Annotated in this window: 16 protein-coding genes and 5 tRNA genes; 4 read left to right on the forward strand and 17 right to left on the reverse strand. The window is 62.2% G+C overall.

Going from position 1 to position 14,719, the window contains the following annotated elements:
- Positions 1 to 118: 118 nt before the first annotated feature.
- The 14 genes from rplL to rsmD all read right to left on the reverse strand — a co-directional run bounded on the left by rplL (position 119) and on the right by rsmD (position 6,235).
- On the reverse strand, positions 119 to 490 hold the full coding sequence (gene rplL / locus U6115_RS21645; RefSeq protein WP_043575249.1) for a 50S ribosomal protein L7/L12: 372 nt from the start codon (positions 488 to 490) through the stop codon (positions 119 to 121).
- A 36-nt stretch (positions 491 to 526) separates the two neighbouring features.
- Positions 527 to 1,024, reverse strand: a complete 498-nt coding sequence (rplJ, locus tag U6115_RS21650; protein ID WP_043575247.1) for a 50S ribosomal protein L10 — start codon at positions 1,022 to 1,024, stop codon at positions 527 to 529.
- An 86-nt stretch (positions 1,025 to 1,110) separates the two neighbouring features.
- Positions 1,111 to 1,185: transfer RNA gene (locus U6115_RS21655), tRNA-Thr, on the reverse strand.
- A 181-nt stretch (positions 1,186 to 1,366) separates the two neighbouring features.
- A complete protein-coding gene (gene rplA / locus U6115_RS21660; RefSeq protein WP_043575245.1) occupies positions 1,367 to 2,062 on the reverse strand; it encodes a 50S ribosomal protein L1 in 696 nt (231 codons plus the stop codon).
- The gene (gene rplK / locus U6115_RS21665) at positions 2,063 to 2,494 is read right to left on the reverse strand and encodes a 50S ribosomal protein L11 (RefSeq protein ID WP_043575242.1); all 432 of its coding nucleotides are present in this window, start codon (positions 2,492 to 2,494) and stop codon (positions 2,063 to 2,065) included.
- Positions 2,495 to 2,597: 103 nt separating this feature from the next.
- Complete coding sequence (nusG, locus tag U6115_RS21670; RefSeq protein WP_043575240.1) at positions 2,598 to 3,131, reverse strand: transcription termination/antitermination protein NusG; 534 nt, start codon at positions 3,129 to 3,131, stop codon at positions 2,598 to 2,600.
- A complete protein-coding gene (secE, locus tag U6115_RS21675) occupies positions 3,131 to 3,487 on the reverse strand; it encodes a preprotein translocase subunit SecE (protein ID WP_080509332.1) in 357 nt (118 codons plus the stop codon). Before secE ends, nusG begins: the two co-directional genes overlap by 1 nt.
- Positions 3,488 to 3,553: 66 nt before the next feature.
- Positions 3,554 to 3,629: transfer RNA gene (locus U6115_RS21680), tRNA-Trp, on the reverse strand.
- A 7-nt stretch (positions 3,630 to 3,636) separates the two neighbouring features.
- Positions 3,637 to 4,827, reverse strand: a complete 1,191-nt coding sequence (gene tuf / locus U6115_RS21685; RefSeq protein ID WP_101527486.1) for an elongation factor Tu — start codon at positions 4,825 to 4,827, stop codon at positions 3,637 to 3,639.
- Positions 4,828 to 4,866: 39 nt separating this feature from the next.
- A tRNA-Thr gene (locus U6115_RS21690) sits at positions 4,867 to 4,941 on the reverse strand.
- A 24-nt stretch (positions 4,942 to 4,965) separates the two neighbouring features.
- Positions 4,966 to 5,039: transfer RNA gene (locus U6115_RS21695), tRNA-Gly, on the reverse strand.
- Between the two features lie 49 nt (positions 5,040 to 5,088).
- Positions 5,089 to 5,174 (reverse strand) — tRNA-Tyr (locus tag U6115_RS21700).
- A gap of 138 nt (positions 5,175 to 5,312) precedes the next feature.
- On the reverse strand, positions 5,313 to 5,564 hold the full coding sequence (locus tag U6115_RS21705; RefSeq protein WP_043579568.1) for a YfhL family 4Fe-4S dicluster ferredoxin: 252 nt from the start codon (positions 5,562 to 5,564) through the stop codon (positions 5,313 to 5,315).
- Positions 5,565 to 5,665: 101 nt separating this feature from the next.
- Entirely contained in the window at positions 5,666 to 6,235 is a 570-nt protein-coding gene (gene rsmD, locus U6115_RS21710) for a 16S rRNA (guanine(966)-N(2))-methyltransferase RsmD (protein ID WP_043579569.1), read from the reverse strand.
- Between the two features lie 227 nt (positions 6,236 to 6,462).
- Between rsmD and ftsY the strand changes: the two genes are divergently transcribed.
- From ftsY to rpoH, 4 genes are all read left to right on the forward strand, one after another.
- On the forward strand, positions 6,463 to 7,611 hold the full coding sequence (gene ftsY / locus U6115_RS21715) for a signal recognition particle-docking protein FtsY (RefSeq protein WP_043579571.1): 1,149 nt from the start codon (positions 6,463 to 6,465) through the stop codon (positions 7,609 to 7,611).
- Between the two features lie 61 nt (positions 7,612 to 7,672).
- Positions 7,673 to 8,326 (forward strand): cell division ATP-binding protein FtsE, encoded by a 654-nt coding sequence (gene ftsE / locus U6115_RS21720; protein WP_043579573.1) that lies wholly within the window; start codon positions 7,673 to 7,675, stop codon positions 8,324 to 8,326.
- Positions 8,323 to 9,231: a permease-like cell division protein FtsX gene (ftsX, locus tag U6115_RS21725; RefSeq protein ID WP_043579575.1), complete on the forward strand. Its 909-nt coding sequence runs from the start codon at positions 8,323 to 8,325 to the stop codon at positions 9,229 to 9,231. The genes ftsE and ftsX overlap by 4 nt, the downstream gene beginning before the upstream one ends.
- Positions 9,232 to 9,358: 127 nt before the next feature.
- Complete coding sequence (gene rpoH / locus U6115_RS21730; RefSeq protein ID WP_043579577.1) at positions 9,359 to 10,222, forward strand: RNA polymerase sigma factor RpoH; 864 nt, start codon at positions 9,359 to 9,361, stop codon at positions 10,220 to 10,222.
- A 199-nt stretch (positions 10,223 to 10,421) separates the two neighbouring features.
- Here the strand turns inward: rpoH and U6115_RS21735 are convergent, their stop codons facing one another.
- The 3 genes from U6115_RS21735 to U6115_RS21745 all read right to left on the reverse strand — a co-directional run bounded on the left by U6115_RS21735 (position 10,422) and on the right by U6115_RS21745 (position 14,713).
- Entirely contained in the window at positions 10,422 to 12,209 is a 1,788-nt protein-coding gene (locus U6115_RS21735; protein WP_043579580.1) for a PglL family O-oligosaccharyltransferase, read from the reverse strand.
- A gap of 94 nt (positions 12,210 to 12,303) precedes the next feature.
- Positions 12,304 to 14,148, reverse strand: a complete 1,845-nt coding sequence (locus U6115_RS21740; RefSeq protein WP_043579582.1) for a PglL family O-oligosaccharyltransferase — start codon at positions 14,146 to 14,148, stop codon at positions 12,304 to 12,306.
- Between the two features lie 94 nt (positions 14,149 to 14,242).
- A complete protein-coding gene (locus U6115_RS21745) occupies positions 14,243 to 14,713 on the reverse strand; it encodes a pilin (RefSeq protein WP_052258328.1) in 471 nt (156 codons plus the stop codon).
- Between the last annotated feature and the right edge of the window lie 6 nt (positions 14,714 to 14,719).

The raw sequence follows: 14,719 nt of genomic DNA on the forward strand, positions 1-14,719 counted from the left end.
AAGTCAGCAGCCACGCCAAGTATATTGCTGGCTTTTACCTTCTTCGTTTCCGCCAACTACAAGCGCAATAAGGCTGGCGGATTTCTCCGCCAGCCTCACCTTCTTTTTTCAAAGAAGATTATTTGACTTCAGCCTTAGCACCAGCTTCGATCAGTTGCTTGGCAACGTCGTCGGCTTCAGCCTTGGACACGCCTTCCTTCACGTTCTTCGGAGCGCCGTCTACCAGGTCTTTGGCTTCCTTCAGACCCAGGCCGGTGATCGCGCGAACAACCTTGATCACGCCAACCTTGTTGTCGCCAGCGGCGGTCAGAACAACGTCGAACTCGGTCTTTTCTTCAGCGGCGGCAGCGCCAGCGCCGGCCGGGCCAGCAACAGCTACAGCAGCGGCGGAAACGCCGAACTTCTCTTCGAACGCCTTAACCAGGTCGTTCAGTTCCATCACGGTCAGACCAGCAACGGCCTCGAGGATGTCTTCTTTGGTGATTGCCATGTGAAAATCTCCTGAATTCTATAAGAATCAAATAAGTTAAGCGGCTTCGGCTTGCTTCTTGTCGGACAGGGCGGCCAGCGCGCGGGCGAAGCCAGCGACCGGAGCCTGCATAACGTAGAGAAGCTTGGACAGCAGTTCTTCGCGGCTCGGGATGGACGCCAGCTCAGCAACCTGAGCAGCGGACAGTACCTTGCCTTCGTAGGAACCTGCCTTGACGATGATTTTGTCGTCGGCCTTGGCAAATTGATGCAGCACCTTGGCAGCAGCAACCGGGTCGGCGGAAATACCGTAAACCAGCGGGCCAACCATTTGGTCAGCCAGTTCGGCGAACGGAGTGCCTTCCACAGCACGGCGCACCAGCGTGTTCTTCAGAACGCGCAGGTATACGCCATTCTCACGCGCCTGAGCGCGGAGCTTGGTCATGCTGCTTACCTCGATGCCCCGATATTCAGCGATAACGAGGGTCTGAGCAGCTGCCAGTTGAGCAGATACTTCAGCGACGACCGCCTTTTTATCTTCGATATTGAGACTCAAGGTCTACCTCCTAGACTGAAATGAAGCGAAAGGATTTTCGCTTCGCTTTGCAGCGGCGACCTGTATCAGGAGACATCATAAAGAACTGGTGCTCATGGGCGGAATTGAACCGCCGACCTCTCCCTTACCAAGGGAGTGCTCTACCCCTGAGCTACATGAGCTTATGAACTTTCAGAAGCCTGTTCGGGTACACCATCTGCGTAGGATGCTGGCTTCAATAACAAGCAAGCCCGCTATTAAGCCTTGCGGCACCTACGGTCTTTGACAATCTGGCAGGCAAGCCTGCCAGCCCAAAGCCTTTGACAAGGCGGCTTTCACCGCCCCGTCATGCTCCGGCAACGCTTAGGCGTTGACGGTAGCGGTATCTACGCGAGCGCCGACACCCATGGTGCTGGATACGGCGATCTTCTTCAGATACACGCCCTTGGAAGCTGCCGGCTTGGCTTTCACCAGGGCATCAACCAGAGCGGAAAGGTTTTCACGCAGGGCTTCAGCTTCGAAGGAAGCGCGGCCGATAGTCGCGTGGATGATACCAGCCTTGTCGGTGCGGTACTGAACCTGACCAGCCTTGGCGTTCTTCACGGCTTCGGCTACGTTCGGGGTAACAGTACCAACCTTCGGGTTCGGCATCAGGCCGCGCGGGCCCAGGATCTGACCCAGCTGACCGACAACGCGCATCGCATCCGGGGAAGCGATGACAACGTCGAAGTCCAGGTTGCCGGCTTTAACTTGCTCGGCCAGGTCTTCGAAACCGACCACTTCAGCGCCGGCAGCCTTGGCGGCTTCGGCATTGGCGCCTTGAGCGAATACGGCAACGCGTACCGACTTGCCGGTGCCGCGCGGCAGAACCACGGAGCCACGGACAACTTGGTCCGACTTGCGCGGATCCACGCCCAGGTTCACGGAGACATCGATGGACTCGTCGAACTTGGCGGTGGCGGCGGTTTTAACCAGGGCAATCGCTTCTTCAACAGCGTACAGCTTGTTGCGATCAACGGTAGCCTTCAGAGCTTGCAGACGCTTGGAGATCTTAGCCATTTACACGCCCTCCACTTCCAGACCCATCGAACGGGCGGAGCCGGCGATGGTGCGAACAGCAGCGTCCAGGTCGCCGGCGGTCAGGTCCGGCTGTTTGGTCTTGGCGATTTCTTCCAGCTGAGCGCGGGTTACCTTGCCAACCTTGTCCACGTGCGCCTTGGCGGAGCCGGACTTGATGCCAGCGGCCTTCTTCAGCAGGATGGTGGCCGGCGGGGTCTTCATGATGAAGGTGAAGGACTTGTCCGCGTAGGCAGTGATCACAACCGGAATCGGCAGACCCGGCTCAACGCCTTGAGTCTGGGCGTTGAACGCCTTGCAGAATTCCATGATGTTCAGACCGCGCTGACCCAGGGCCGGACCGATCGGGGGAGACGGGTTAGCCTTGCCAGCGGGCACTTGCAGCTTGATGTAGCCGACAATTTTCTTTGCCACGATTAAAACTCCTAAAACGGGTGTAACGCGAACAGCAGTGTTCGCTTCCCAGGACGAAAGCGCAGAATTTTACACGCCTTCGCCAAACTTGCCAAGCAGAATTTTACAGCTTCTCTACCTGGCTGAATTCCAGCTCAACCGGGGTGTCGCGACCGAAGATCTGCACCGACACGCGCAGCTTGTTGCGCTCGTAGTTGACTTCGTCGACCGAGCCATTGAAGTCGTTGAACGGGCCGTCGATGACGCGAACCTTCTCGCCAACTTCGAACAGCACCTTCGGCTTCGGCTTTTCCACGCCCTCTTGCATCTGCTGCATGATGGCCTCGACTTCGCGCTTGGAAATCGGCGCCGGGCGGTTGCCGGTTCCCCCAACGAAACCGGTCACCTTGGGAGTGCTCTTCACCAAGTGCCAGGTATCGTCGGTCATTTCCATTTCCACCAGCACGTAGCCAGGGAAGAATTTGCGCTCGGTGATCGAGCGGCGGCCATTCTTGATGTCGACGACTTCCTCTACCGGCACCAGGATCTGACCAAATTGATCTGCGATGTCGGAACGTTCGATACGTTCACGCAGCGCCTTTTGCACGCTTTTCTCAAAACCAGAGTACGCGTGTACCACATACCAGCGCTTTGCCATTATCTACCTCGACCGAGAATCACATCGTAAAACAGCCAGGACAGGCTGGAGTCCACCAGCCACATGAACAGCGCCAGGACCGCGACGAATACGAACACCATCAGCGTCACCTGAGTCGCCTCCTTGCGGGTCGGCCACACCACCTTGCGAGCCTCGACGATGGACTCGTTGGCGTAGACCACCAGCCCCTTGCCGGGCGCCGACGCCCACACCACCCCGGCAGCCACCAGGATGGAGACGATGAAAGCCAGCGCGCGCAGCAGGTCCTGACCTTCCGGTATCAGGTAAAAGCCGACAACGCCGGCCGCCACCACAAGACCAGCCAGTGCCAACTTGATCTTATCTTGCATTTCCATGTCGAATCTTCTCTCGCGTATATGCGACAAAAGACCAACCGGCGCATAGCGCCGGCTGGTCTTAATTGGCAGGCCAGGAGGGTCTCGAACCCCCAACCCTCGGTTTTGGAGACCGATACTCTACCAATTGAGCTACTGGCCTTTAAACCTTAGTTGATGATCTTGGAGACCACGCCGGCGCCGACGGTACGGCCACCTTCGCGGATCGCGAAACGCAGACCCTCTTCCATCGCGATCGGAGCGATCAGCTTAACAGTGATTTCCACGTTGTCGCCCGGCATTACCATTTCCACGCCTTCGGCCAGCGTAACTGCGCCAGTCACGTCAGTGGTGCGGAAATAGAACTGCGGACGGTAGTTAGCGAAGAACGGGGTGTGACGGCCGCCCTCTTCCTTGCTCAGCACGTATACCGAACCGCTGAACTCGGTGTGCGGCTTGATCGAGCCCGGCTTCACCAGTACTTGGCCACGCTCAACTTCTTCACGCTTGGTGCCGCGCAGCAGCACGCCCACGTTGTCGCCAGCCTGACCTTGGTCCAGCAGCTTGCGGAACATTTCCACGCCGGTGCAGGTGGTCTTGGCGGTTTCTTTCAGACCAACGATTTCCAGCTCTTCGCCGACTTTCACGATGCCGCGCTCAACACGACCGGTCACCACGGTGCCGCGGCCGGAGATCGAGAACACGTCTTCGATCGGCAGCAGGAACGGCTTGTCAACCGCGCGCTCCGGAGTCGGGATGTAGGAGTCCAGCGCGTCGGCCAGACGAAAGATCGACGGCTCGCCCATTTCGGACTGATCGCCTTCCAGCGCCAGACGAGCGGAGCCGGTTACGATCGGGGTGTCGTCGCCCGGGAAGTCGTAGGAAGACAGCAGATCGCGCACTTCCATTTCAACCAGTTCCAGCAGCTCGGCGTCGTCAACCAGGTCAGCCTTGTTCAGGTAAACGATGATGTACGGTACGCCAACCTGACGGGACAGCAGGATGTGCTCGCGGGTTTGCGGCATCGGACCGTCAGCGGCCGAGCAAACCAGGATCGCGCCGTCCATCTGGGCTGCGCCGGTGATCATGTTCTTCACATAGTCGGCGTGGCCCGGGCAGTCTACGTGAGCGTAGTGGCGGGATTCGGTTTCGTATTCAACGTGCGCGGTATTGATGGTAATACCGCGAGCCTTTTCTTCCGGCGCGCTATCGATCTGGGAGTAGTCTTTAGCTTCGCCACCGAACTTCTTCGACAGAATGGTGGTGATCGCTGCGGTCAGAGTGGTTTTACCATGGTCAACGTGACCGATGGTGCCGACGTTTACGTGCGGCTTAGTCCGCGCAAACTTTTCCTTAGCCATGGCAAATTTCCTGAATACGAAACAAGCAAAGTAAATTGGTGGTGCCCATGGGCAGAATTGAACTGCCGACCTCTCCCTTACCAAGGGAGTGCTCTACCCCTGAGCTACATGGGCCCTTAAAACAGGCTATCAAACGCTTGGAGCGGGTGAAGGGAATCGAACCCTCGTCGTAAGCTTGGAAGGCTTCTGCTCTACCATTGAGCTACACCCGCCTGGTCACTACACCACAACACTGCCACTTGCCAAACGTCTTACAAATTCTGGTGGGGGGAGAAGGATTCGAACCTTCGAAGGCTAAGCCGCCGGATTTACAGTCCGGACCCGTTGACCGCTGGGGTAACCCCCCCGTGAGAGACCCGAATATTATAGATGCCCTCCCCCGCCGTCAACACCTTTCGCGAAAAAATTTGAATTATTTCGCGTCAAAACGGCAAACGCCCCGCAAGCGGCGGGGCGTTTCCTTTGCTTTCAAGACCTTGCGATTTTCAGGCCTTGCCGGAAATCTTCAGATACTTGGCATGCAGCTGTTCTTCGCTCTCCTGATGGGACGGATCCAGCGGAATGCAATCCACCGGACAGACCTGCTGGCATTGCGGCTCGTCGTAGTGGCCGACGCACTGGGTGCACAGGTCGGGATCGATCTGGTAGATCTCTTCGCCCTGCGAGATCGCGTTGTTCGGGCATTCCGGCTCACAGACGTCGCAATTGATGCATTCGTCGGTAATCATCAAAGACATAGTAAATTCCTCAAGTATTCCACAACATGAATTCTGTCACCCGCGGCGGCGGGTCGCAAGTTCGCGCTGGTTATAACCTTATGCGGCGACCCGGCCAGGGATCACAACAAAACGGGGGCGGCCGCGCCGCGCCGCAGCAAGCCATACTGCACCAGACCGGCCTTGTCGCGCCGCACCAGCTCCAGGCCCTCGGGCAGCTGCTCCGGCCACAGCCTGGCTTCCAGGTACACCATGCCCTCCTCCGCCAGCCGCGGCAACAGCAGCGGCAGCGCCTGCTCCAGCAGGTCGGAATCGTAGGGAGGATCCAGGAAGATCACGTCGAACTGTTCGCGGCTGTTCTTCAGATACAGCAGCGCGTCGCCGCACTGCACGTCCAGCGCGCCGGCCTGCAGCAACTGTCGATTGGCTTGCAGCGACTCGTGCGCTTTGCGCGATTTCTCCACCATCACCACGCGGCGGGCGGAACGGGAGGCGGCCTCGAAGCCCAGCGCGCCGCTGCCGGCGAACAGATCCAGGCAGTTCTTGCCGTACAGATCCTGGCCCAGCCAGTTGAACAGGGTTTCGCGGACGCGGTCCGGCGTAGGACGCAAACCTTCGGCGTCGGGAAACGGCAGCAGGCGGCGGCGGTATTCGCCGCCGATGATTCTGACCTTGTTACGTGACTGACTCATGGCTCTTGACTCTTGAAACAAGCGCCAGAGTTTAACCTGATCAGGACTTTACCGCCTCAATCATGCGGGCTCGCGCCGCATTAGTGTCGCGCGCCAGCCAACAAACGGCATCATATTCCTTATATAAGTTAACCATCCGCAGTCAATGCCATGCGCGCCGATTCGGTGCGCGAGGGCATTTGAGGATACAATTTAGCCGTTTACCGAAATCTCTGGCCTGATTACGCATGTTCAGCTTCTTCAAGAAAAAACCGAAGCCGGTGGAAACACCGCAAACCGAAACGCCGGCAGCCGTCGTCGATGCCGCTCCGGCACTCATCGCCGCGCCCGCCAGTCCGGCCGCCGCCGCGCTTGAAGCGCCTGCTCCGGCGCCGGCCCCTGATGCCGTCGGCGATCTGCCGGCCGAAACCGCCGCCGCGGTTGCCCCGCCGGCCTCGTCCGAAGACGCCGCGCCGACGCCGCTGAAGAAAATGAGCTGGACCGAGCGGCTGAAGGCCGGCCTGGCCAAGACCCGCGACCGCCTGGGCAAGCAGCTGGCCGGCCTGTTCGGCGGCGGCAAGATAGACGAAGAGCTGTACGAAGAGCTGGAAACGGTGCTGCTGACCGCCGACATGGGCATGGACGCCACCGTGCATCTGCTGAAGGACGTGCGCGAACGGGTATCGTTGAAGGGCCTGAAGGATTCTTCCGAACTCAAAGGCGCGCTTAAGGATTCGCTGCAGGACCTGATCGGCCCGCTGGAAGTGCCGCTGGACGTCGAAGGCAAGAAGCCGTTCGTGATCATGATGACCGGCGTCAACGGCGCCGGCAAGACCACTTCCATCGGCAAGCTGGCCAAGTACTACCAAAGCCAGGGCAAGAGCGTGCTCCTGGCCGCCGGCGACACCTTCCGCGCCGCCGCGCGCGAACAGCTGATCGCCTGGGGCGAGCGCAACGACGTCACCGTGATCGCGCAGCAGGGCGGCGACTCCGCCGCCGTCTGCTATGACGCGATCCTGGCCGCCATCGCCCGCGGCATCGACATCGTGCTGGCCGACACCGCCGGCCGCCTGCCGACGCAGCTGCACCTGATGGAGGAAATCAAAAAGGTGAAGCGGGTGATCCAGAAGGCATTGCCGGACGCGCCGCATGAAGTGGTGCTGGTGCTGGACGCCAATATCGGCCAGAACACCGTCAACCAAGTGAAAGCCTTCGATGACGCGCTGGGCCTGACCGGCCTGATCCTGACCAAGCTGGACGGCACCGCCAAGGGAGGCGTGATCGCCGCCATCGCCAAGCAGCGGCCGATCCCGCTGCGCTTCATCGGCGTCGGCGAAAGCATAGACGACCTGCGGCCGTTCGACAGCCGCGACTACATCGACGCGCTGTTCGAATAAGACACGCCCGCGGCCGCGCCAGGCGGCCGCTTTTCTCAGCCAATAAGCGGGAAACCTCTCCATGATACAGTTCGACCAGGTAACCAAGCGCTACCCGGGCGGCAACGAAGCCCTGAAGAACCTGTCCTTCACCATCGAAACCGGCGAAATGGTGTTTCTCGCCGGCCACTCCGGCGCCGGCAAGTCGACGCTGCTGAAACTGATCGCCGGCATCGAGCGCGCCACCAGCGGCGGCGTGCTGGTCAACGGCCAGAACCTGTCCAAACTGCGCGGCAGCCAGATCCCCTATGTACGCCAGCATCTGGGCATGGTGTTCCAGGACCACAAGATACTGTTCGACCGCAGCGTGTTCGACAACGTGATGCTGCCGCTGGACATCATAGGCTTCGACCGCCGCGACGCAGCCAAGCGCGTGCGCGCCGCGCTGGACAAGGTGGGGCTGCTCAGCAAGGAAAAGATGATGCCCATCCGCCTGTCCGGCGGCGAACAGCAGCGGCTGTGCATCGCCCGCGCGGTGGTGCACCGCCCCAGCATCCTCTTGGCCGACGAGCCGTCGGCCAACCTCGACCGCGCCTACGCGCTCGACATCATGGAGTTGTTCAAGTCCTTCCACCAGGTGGGCGTCACCGTGCTGATCTCCGCCCACGACGAAACCCTGATGGAAGACTACGGCCGCCGCATCATCCGCCTGAGGGAAGGACAGTTCGCCGCATGAAACACTTTCTCTATCTGAACTGGCAAAGCGCCAAGCAGGCGCTGATCAAGATCCTGCGCCAACCGTTCGGCAGCCTGCTGACCCTGCTGATGCTGGCCTTGGCGCTGGCGCTGCCGCTGTGCCTCTACCTGTCGGTCAGCAGCGTGCAGGACTGGGTCGGCCGCCTTACCGCCACGCCGCAGATCACGCTGTTCATGGAGCAATCGGCCGAGGAGGCCGACATCGCCGCCGTCAACAGCACGCTGTCGCACCACCCCAAGGTGAAGAGCTTCACCTTTATCAGCAAGGGCAAGGCGCTGCAGGACCTGGAGCAGCGCAACGGCCTGTCCGGCCTGTCCGACGGCTTGGACGGCAATCCGCTGCCGGACGCCTTCGTCGTCACCCCGATTTCGCTCGAACCGCGCGAAATGGAAATGCTGCAGAAGGAGCTATCCGGCCTGCCGATGGTGGAAATGGCGCAGTTCGACGCGCATTGGGCCAAGCGGCTGTACGGCATGGTGGACATGGGCAAGAAGCTGACCTGGTTCCTGGCCGCCGCGCTGGGCCTGGCGCTGGTGCTGGTGACCCACAACGCGATCCGGATGCAGATTCTGGCGCGGCAGGATGAAATCGAGGTGTCCAAGCTGATCGGCGCCACCGACAGCTTCATCCGCCGGCCCTTCCTCTACCACGCGCTGTGGCAGGGCGTGTTCGCCGCGCTGCTGGCCTGGGGCCTGTCGAGCTGGCTGGCGGCGCTGGCCAATCCGGCCATCCGCGAATTCGCCATGCTGTACGGCGAGCGGGTGGAGCTGCGCGGCCTTAATCTGCAGGAGCTGGCGGCGCTGATCGGCGTGGCCGCCTTCCTGGCGATGCTGGGCGCCCGCCTCGCCGCCGACCATCACCTGCGCAAGGTAGAGCCGAAATAGATATGCCAAGTGAAAGGTTTCAGCTATCGCATCGATTGTTAAAATCATTGACGCGGGAACCTTTCATTGCTAGCACTCTCCATATACGAGTGCTAACATAGCACTACCCAAGGAGGTAGCCATCGCAATGAACACAACATTTGCCCTGCCCGTTCCGTCGACCAGCGGCAGCCTGGAGCAGTACATCCAGGCGGTAAACAGCGTCCCTATGCTGTCGCCGGAGCAGGAAACCGAGCTCGCGACCCGTTTCCAGCAGGAAAACGACCTGGAAGCGGCCCGGCAGATGGTGCTGTCGCACCTGCGCGTGGTGGTGTCGGTATCGCGCGGTTACGCCGGTTACGGCCTGCAGCAGGCCGACCTGATCCAGGAAGGCAATATCGGCCTGATGAAGGCGGTGAAGCGCTTCGAGCCGGGCCGCGGCGTCCGCTTGTTCTCGTTCGCCATCCACTGGATCAAGGCCGAGATCCACGAATTCATCCTGCGCAACTGGCGCCTGGTGCGCATCGCCACCACCAAGCCGCAGCGCAAGCTGTTCTTCAACCTGCGCAGCATGAAGAGCGGCTTCTCCGCGCTGTCCGAACAGGAAGCCAAGTCCATCGCCGCCGACCTGGGCGTCAAGCCCGAGGAAGTGCGCGAAATGGAAATCCGCATGAACGGCCAGGACGTGTCCCTGCTGGCCGACAGCGACGACGAGGACAGCTACGCGCCGATAGACTGGCTGGCCGACTCGCACAGCGAGCCGACCCGCGCGCTGGAACGCCGCGCTTTCGACCACTTGCAGTCGGAAGGCCTGGAGTACGCGCTGTCGACGCTGGACGCCCGCAGCCGCCGCATCGTCGAAGCGCGCTGGCTGGCCGACGACAGCGGCTCGACGCTGCACGAACTGGCGGCCGAATTCGGCGTGTCGGCCGAGCGCATCCGTCAGATCGAGGCCAAGGCGCTGACCAAGATGAAGGCCGCGCTCAGCGAGGGCGTGGTGCTGGACAACTGATCCGCCCCCATGCAGAAAGCCGCTCGAATGAGCGGCTTTTTTATTGCCCGCCACCGGGAGTTGGCGCATCTGCTGCAGGAGCGGCGCATTCATTCCCAGCCTGGATCGCCAGCCGCGCGCAGGCAGCCTGAATGCCGGCAAACGAAAAGCCGCTCGAAAGAGCGGCTTTTTTCATCCCCCCCGCTAGCCGGGGATGGGCTTACTCCGGCAAAGTGCGGAACTTGGCCGGCAGCTTGTCGTAGGCCTCGCGGCTGATCTTGCGCAGCGGCTCCCATTCCGGGTTGGCGTCGCCCAGCGTTTCCAGGAACTGGCCGGCATAGGTCGGGAACGAGGCCAGCGTGGTGCGCAGCGTCTGTTCCGCCTTGGCCTGCTCGCCGGCCAAAACTTCCATCTGCGCGCGCTTGAGCATCACGTCCGGATACGGGCGGAACTCGGTCAGCCGGTCTTCCAGCGCCAGCTTCTGCTTCAGATTGTCGCGGGTGATCGGCAGGTAGTCGTCCAGCGTGTACAGCGCGTGGTAGGCGAACAGCGGCTTGGTCTTGACGATTTCGATCAGCCGCTCGGCGCGCTTGGCGTCCTTCTGCGCGTTGCCGGTGGGGGTGTACAGGTTGACCAGCTCCCAGAACATCGGCGTGGTGCTGATCGACAGCCAGCCTACCCATGCCAGCGCCGCCAGCAACGGCAGTCGCGCCGGCAACGGCAAGGACCTGGACTCGCCGCGCGGCGCCATCGCCATGAACAGCACCAGCATCGCCAGGAAATAGAAATACCACAGCGGATACTCCAGCATGCTGTGGGTCAGCGTCACCGCGATGCAAGCCAGCGCCAGCACGCCTTCCGGCTCGGCCTGGCGACGGAAGAACGGCCATACCGCCCAGACGAAGCCGCCCAGCACCAGCGCGGTGGCGACGCCGCCCATTTCGGCCAGCAATTGCAGCACCAGGTTGTGGGCATTGGTGAACAGGCCGCTGTTGTAGCCTGCGGCGGCGAACTGCGGCAGCGGCTGCAGGCGCACGCTTTCCGCCGCATACTGCGACCAGCCCACGCCCCACAGCGGATGCGCCTTGAAGGTGAGCCAAGCCTTGTGCATCTCGGCGAAGCGGCGCGCGCCCATGTCGTCGCCGTTGGCCGCCAGCCGCGCCACGCCGGAAGCGTTTTCCACGTCGGAATGGGTCAACAGCGAAATCAGGTGATTGAACAGCGGCAGGGCGAACTGGCCGGCCAGCACCGCGCCGCTGCAAGCCCACATCGCCAGCATCAGCCGGCGCGAAACCTCATTGCGGCTGCGCCAGTGCCACAGCGCGGCCAATGCCGAAATCGCCACCAGATACAGCAGCGTGGTGCGAGACCCCGCCCAGGCCAGCATCAGCGCCATCCACAGCACCAGCGCCACCAGCCAGTTGCGCCCCAGCCTGCCCACCGCGAACAGATAGACGCCGGATACCACCGACCACATCAGGTAATGGGCGTACTGATTGCGCTGGCCGATGTGGCCGAAAATGTTGGTGGTGGGGTGGGAGCCATCGTAGAACAGCCCCAGCGGCGCGGCCAGGCCGGTGAGCTGGGCGGCGCCGATCAGCGACTGCACCAGGCCGCCGACGATGACGGCGCGCGCCAGCCATACCGCGAACTCGCGTTCGCCGAAAGCGCCGCGCAAGGAGGCGGTGATCGAGGCCAGCAACGCCAGCGCCAACCAGCCCAGCGCGGTGGCGTAGCTCATGCCGGGGAACATCAGGCTGACCAGCTGCGGCTGCAGCGCCCAGACCCCCGCCAGCAGCAGGCACCACCAACCGGCTCGCGGCACCGCGTCGAACAGCTTGCCGCCGGGCAGCAGCAAGGCGCCGGCGGCCACCAGCAGCCAGATCACGTTGATTTCGCCGAACCACTGCGGCAGCGGCACGAAATGGACGCGGGAAGCGAACGGCACGATGGCGATCAGGCACAATGCCAGCAGGGCCAGGCGTTCGGATATTTTCTGAAAAGTCATGGCGGACCAGATATCGAAAACAGCAAAGCCGGCAGCATACCGCATGCGCACAGCCGGCAAAACCGGTCAAATGTGTCCGCGCGTTACAAACCCGTCAAAACAACGGTTTGCGCGTGACCGGCGACGCCACCGCCGTCACCGCCGCCATCCGCGCGGCGTCGGTATACGCGCCGTGCCGCAGATAGATGGCCTTCACCCGGCTGGTGAGTTCGGCCAGCGCGCGCACCTCGGGCTCTTGCCACGGCTGCAGGCTGGCGTCCAACTTCAACACTTCGTCGGGATAGCTGGCGATGGCCATCACCAGCGTGCGTCTGGCGGCCTCGGGCTGGCCGGCCAGCGCCTGGCATACGCTCAGCCGCTGCAGCACGGCGATATACGGCTGGTTGCGCGCCAGTTGCTCGTAGAACGGCAGCACCACCGCCAGCTGCCGCCGGCCCGGCAGCAGGTAATTGCCCATCACCATCGAGGCCGCGTCTATCCACAAGGGATTGCGCTCCACTTTTTCGATGTAGTTCACCCGCCGGATGTTTTCCGCCGCCGACAGGCTGGGCCGGCTGTAGGCCACCAGATTCCAGAAGATGAACACCCCGCTGACGATATGCGCGATCATCAGCGCCCCGCCGCCGGCGCAGGCCAGCCGCAACAGCATCGTGCGGGTGGGCACCTGCCAAACCGGCGCCGGACCCAACGCGCACACCGTCACCAGCATCGCCAGAAAAGGCAGGTACCACAACGGAAACTCGAACATGCTGTGGGTCAGCAGCATCATCGCGATGCAGATCAGCAGCAGGTTTTCCGGGCTCTGCCGGCCGCGGGCGAAAAACGGCAGCAGGCAGCCGCACAAGCCCAGCCCCGCGACCAGCGCGCCGGACAGCCCGGTTTCGGCCAACAGCTGGAAAATCAGATTATGGCTTTGGGTGAACAACACCCCTTCCGGGTACTTGGGCAGGCCGCCAAACGCCTCCAGCCAGACCGACTGCGCCGGATAGCGCGCCAGCCCCACCCCCAGCCAGGGGTGCTGCTGAAACACCATCCAGGCCTTGGTCCACTCGATGCGGCGGCGGGCGCCGAATCCGGCGTCCAGCAGGCGTTCGGAGCCGCTTTGCACATGGATGGGCAAGCCCAGCCGGTTGAGCAGCCAGACGATCTCTTCATTGAACAATTGCAGCAGCGCCAGCACGATGATCGCCGCCGCCAGGGCCTTCAGCATGCGCAGCAACGCCTCGTCGCCGGGCGCGCGGCGGTGCCAGAACCAGCACAGCCCGCAGATGCCCAGGCTGTAGGCCAGCGGCAGCCGCGCGCCGCACCAAGTGATCAACAGCAGCTGGAACAACACCAGCGGCGCGCAGAAGCCGGCGCGCAGCCGGCCGCGCCCATACAGGTAACAGGCCGCCGCCACGCCCCAGCTCAAGTACTGCGCGTACTGGTTGCGCTGGCCGACATTGCCCATCACTTCGGTCGGGTTCAGATAGTTCAACGTCACCAGGCCGCGGCAATACCGGGCCAGGTCCAGCAGCTGGATGCTGCCCAGCACGATCTGGATGCAGCTGCCCAGCAACAGGCAGGAGGCCAGGATGACGCAGACGCGCGCCAGGTCCGGCCGCAGCCGGTTGACGAGGAATACCGCCAGCACCAGCATCGCGGCCAGGCTGGCCAGGATCAGAATGGCGGGCTGGTAATTCTCCAGCAGCAAGCCATTGCTGAAGGACAGCAACAGCAGCAGCGCCGCCAGCGCCGCCGCCGCCAATGGCACCCGCACGCCGCTTTGCCCGCGGCGCAGCGCGAACAAGCCGGCGATGCCGACGCAGAGCACCACGCCGGCATTGGTCCACCAGTCCTGCAGCGGCGTGTAGCGGGCGAAATTGAAAAAGGGAAAGACGAAACAGCCGCAAAAAAACAGATACAGCGCGGCATCGCGCCACCCGGTCTTGTCGCTCAACTGGCTTGATCCTTGCATCTGCGCCACCGGCTATCGAATGACATGATTATACCCAGCGGCCCCGCGCACGGGGATGCCATGGCGCAGCATAGGCCTACTGCCGGCAGTTGGTCGGCACCCAGTTGGCCTGCAACTGCGTGCCGATGGCCGTGGTGCCGCCGCCGGTGCCGGTATAGGTGCAAACCCAGGTAACCGAACCCGAGGTGACCGAGGGCACCAGATCCAGCTGCGCGCCGCTGGAGACCGTGTTGTTGTAGGTCAGTTGGATCACGCCGCTGGCCAGCACCGACACGCTGTTCACCGCGTTGCCGGTGATCGACGACGCCGTCGACAGCCCGTACGCGCTGTTGTACGGCGTGGAGCTGGCGAACGCGCTTTTGCTGGCGTAGTACTCCGCCACCGCGGTCTTGGCGGCGTCGGCCAGCGCCAGCCCCTCGGCCACCCGCGACCGCTTGGCGTAGTCCTGGTAGGCCGGGATGGCGATGGCGGCCAGGATGCCGACTATCGCCACCACTATCATCAGCTCTATCAGGGTAAAGCCGCGCTGCGTCGTTCTGTTCCGCATCTTCCG

The sequence above is a fragment of the Chromobacterium subtsugae genome, assembly GCF_035919665.1.
Lineage (GTDB): Bacteria > Pseudomonadota > Gammaproteobacteria > Burkholderiales > Chromobacteriaceae > Chromobacterium > Chromobacterium subtsugae.

What these genes read in the sequence shown, in the direction of transcription:
- tuf (WP_101527486.1), bottom strand. Translation starts at nt 4,827, where the DNA reads ATGGCTAAGGAAAAGTTTGCGCGGACTAAGCCGCACGTAAACGTCGGC.
- ftsY (WP_043579571.1), top strand. Translation starts at nt 6,463, where the DNA reads ATGTTCAGCTTCTTCAAGAAAAAACCGAAGCCGGTGGAAACACCGCAA.
- rplA (WP_043575245.1), bottom strand. Translation starts at nt 2,062, where the DNA reads ATGGCTAAGATCTCCAAGCGTCTGCAAGCTCTGAAGGCTACCGTTGAT.
- U6115_RS21745 (WP_052258328.1), bottom strand. Translation starts at nt 14,713, where the DNA reads ATGCGGAACAGAACGACGCAGCGCGGCTTTACCCTGATAGAGCTGATG.
- ftsX (WP_043579575.1), top strand. Translation starts at nt 8,323, where the DNA reads ATGAAACACTTTCTCTATCTGAACTGGCAAAGCGCCAAGCAGGCGCTG.
- U6115_RS21735 (WP_043579580.1), bottom strand. Translation starts at nt 12,209, where the DNA reads ATGACTTTTCAGAAAATATCCGAACGCCTGGCCCTGCTGGCATTGTGC.
- secE (WP_080509332.1), bottom strand. Translation starts at nt 3,487, where the DNA reads ATGGAAATGCAAGATAAGATCAAGTTGGCACTGGCTGGTCTTGTGGTG.
- rplL (WP_043575249.1), bottom strand. Translation starts at nt 490, where the DNA reads ATGGCAATCACCAAAGAAGACATCCTCGAGGCCGTTGCTGGTCTGACC.
- rsmD (WP_043579569.1), bottom strand. Translation starts at nt 6,235, where the DNA reads ATGAGTCAGTCACGTAACAAGGTCAGAATCATCGGCGGCGAATACCGC.
- rpoH (WP_043579577.1), top strand. Translation starts at nt 9,359, where the DNA reads ATGAACACAACATTTGCCCTGCCCGTTCCGTCGACCAGCGGCAGCCTG.
- ftsE (WP_043579573.1), top strand. Translation starts at nt 7,673, where the DNA reads ATGATACAGTTCGACCAGGTAACCAAGCGCTACCCGGGCGGCAACGAA.
- nusG (WP_043575240.1), bottom strand. Translation starts at nt 3,131, where the DNA reads ATGGCAAAGCGCTGGTATGTGGTACACGCGTACTCTGGTTTTGAGAAA.
- U6115_RS21705 (WP_043579568.1), bottom strand. Translation starts at nt 5,564, where the DNA reads ATGTCTTTGATGATTACCGACGAATGCATCAATTGCGACGTCTGTGAG.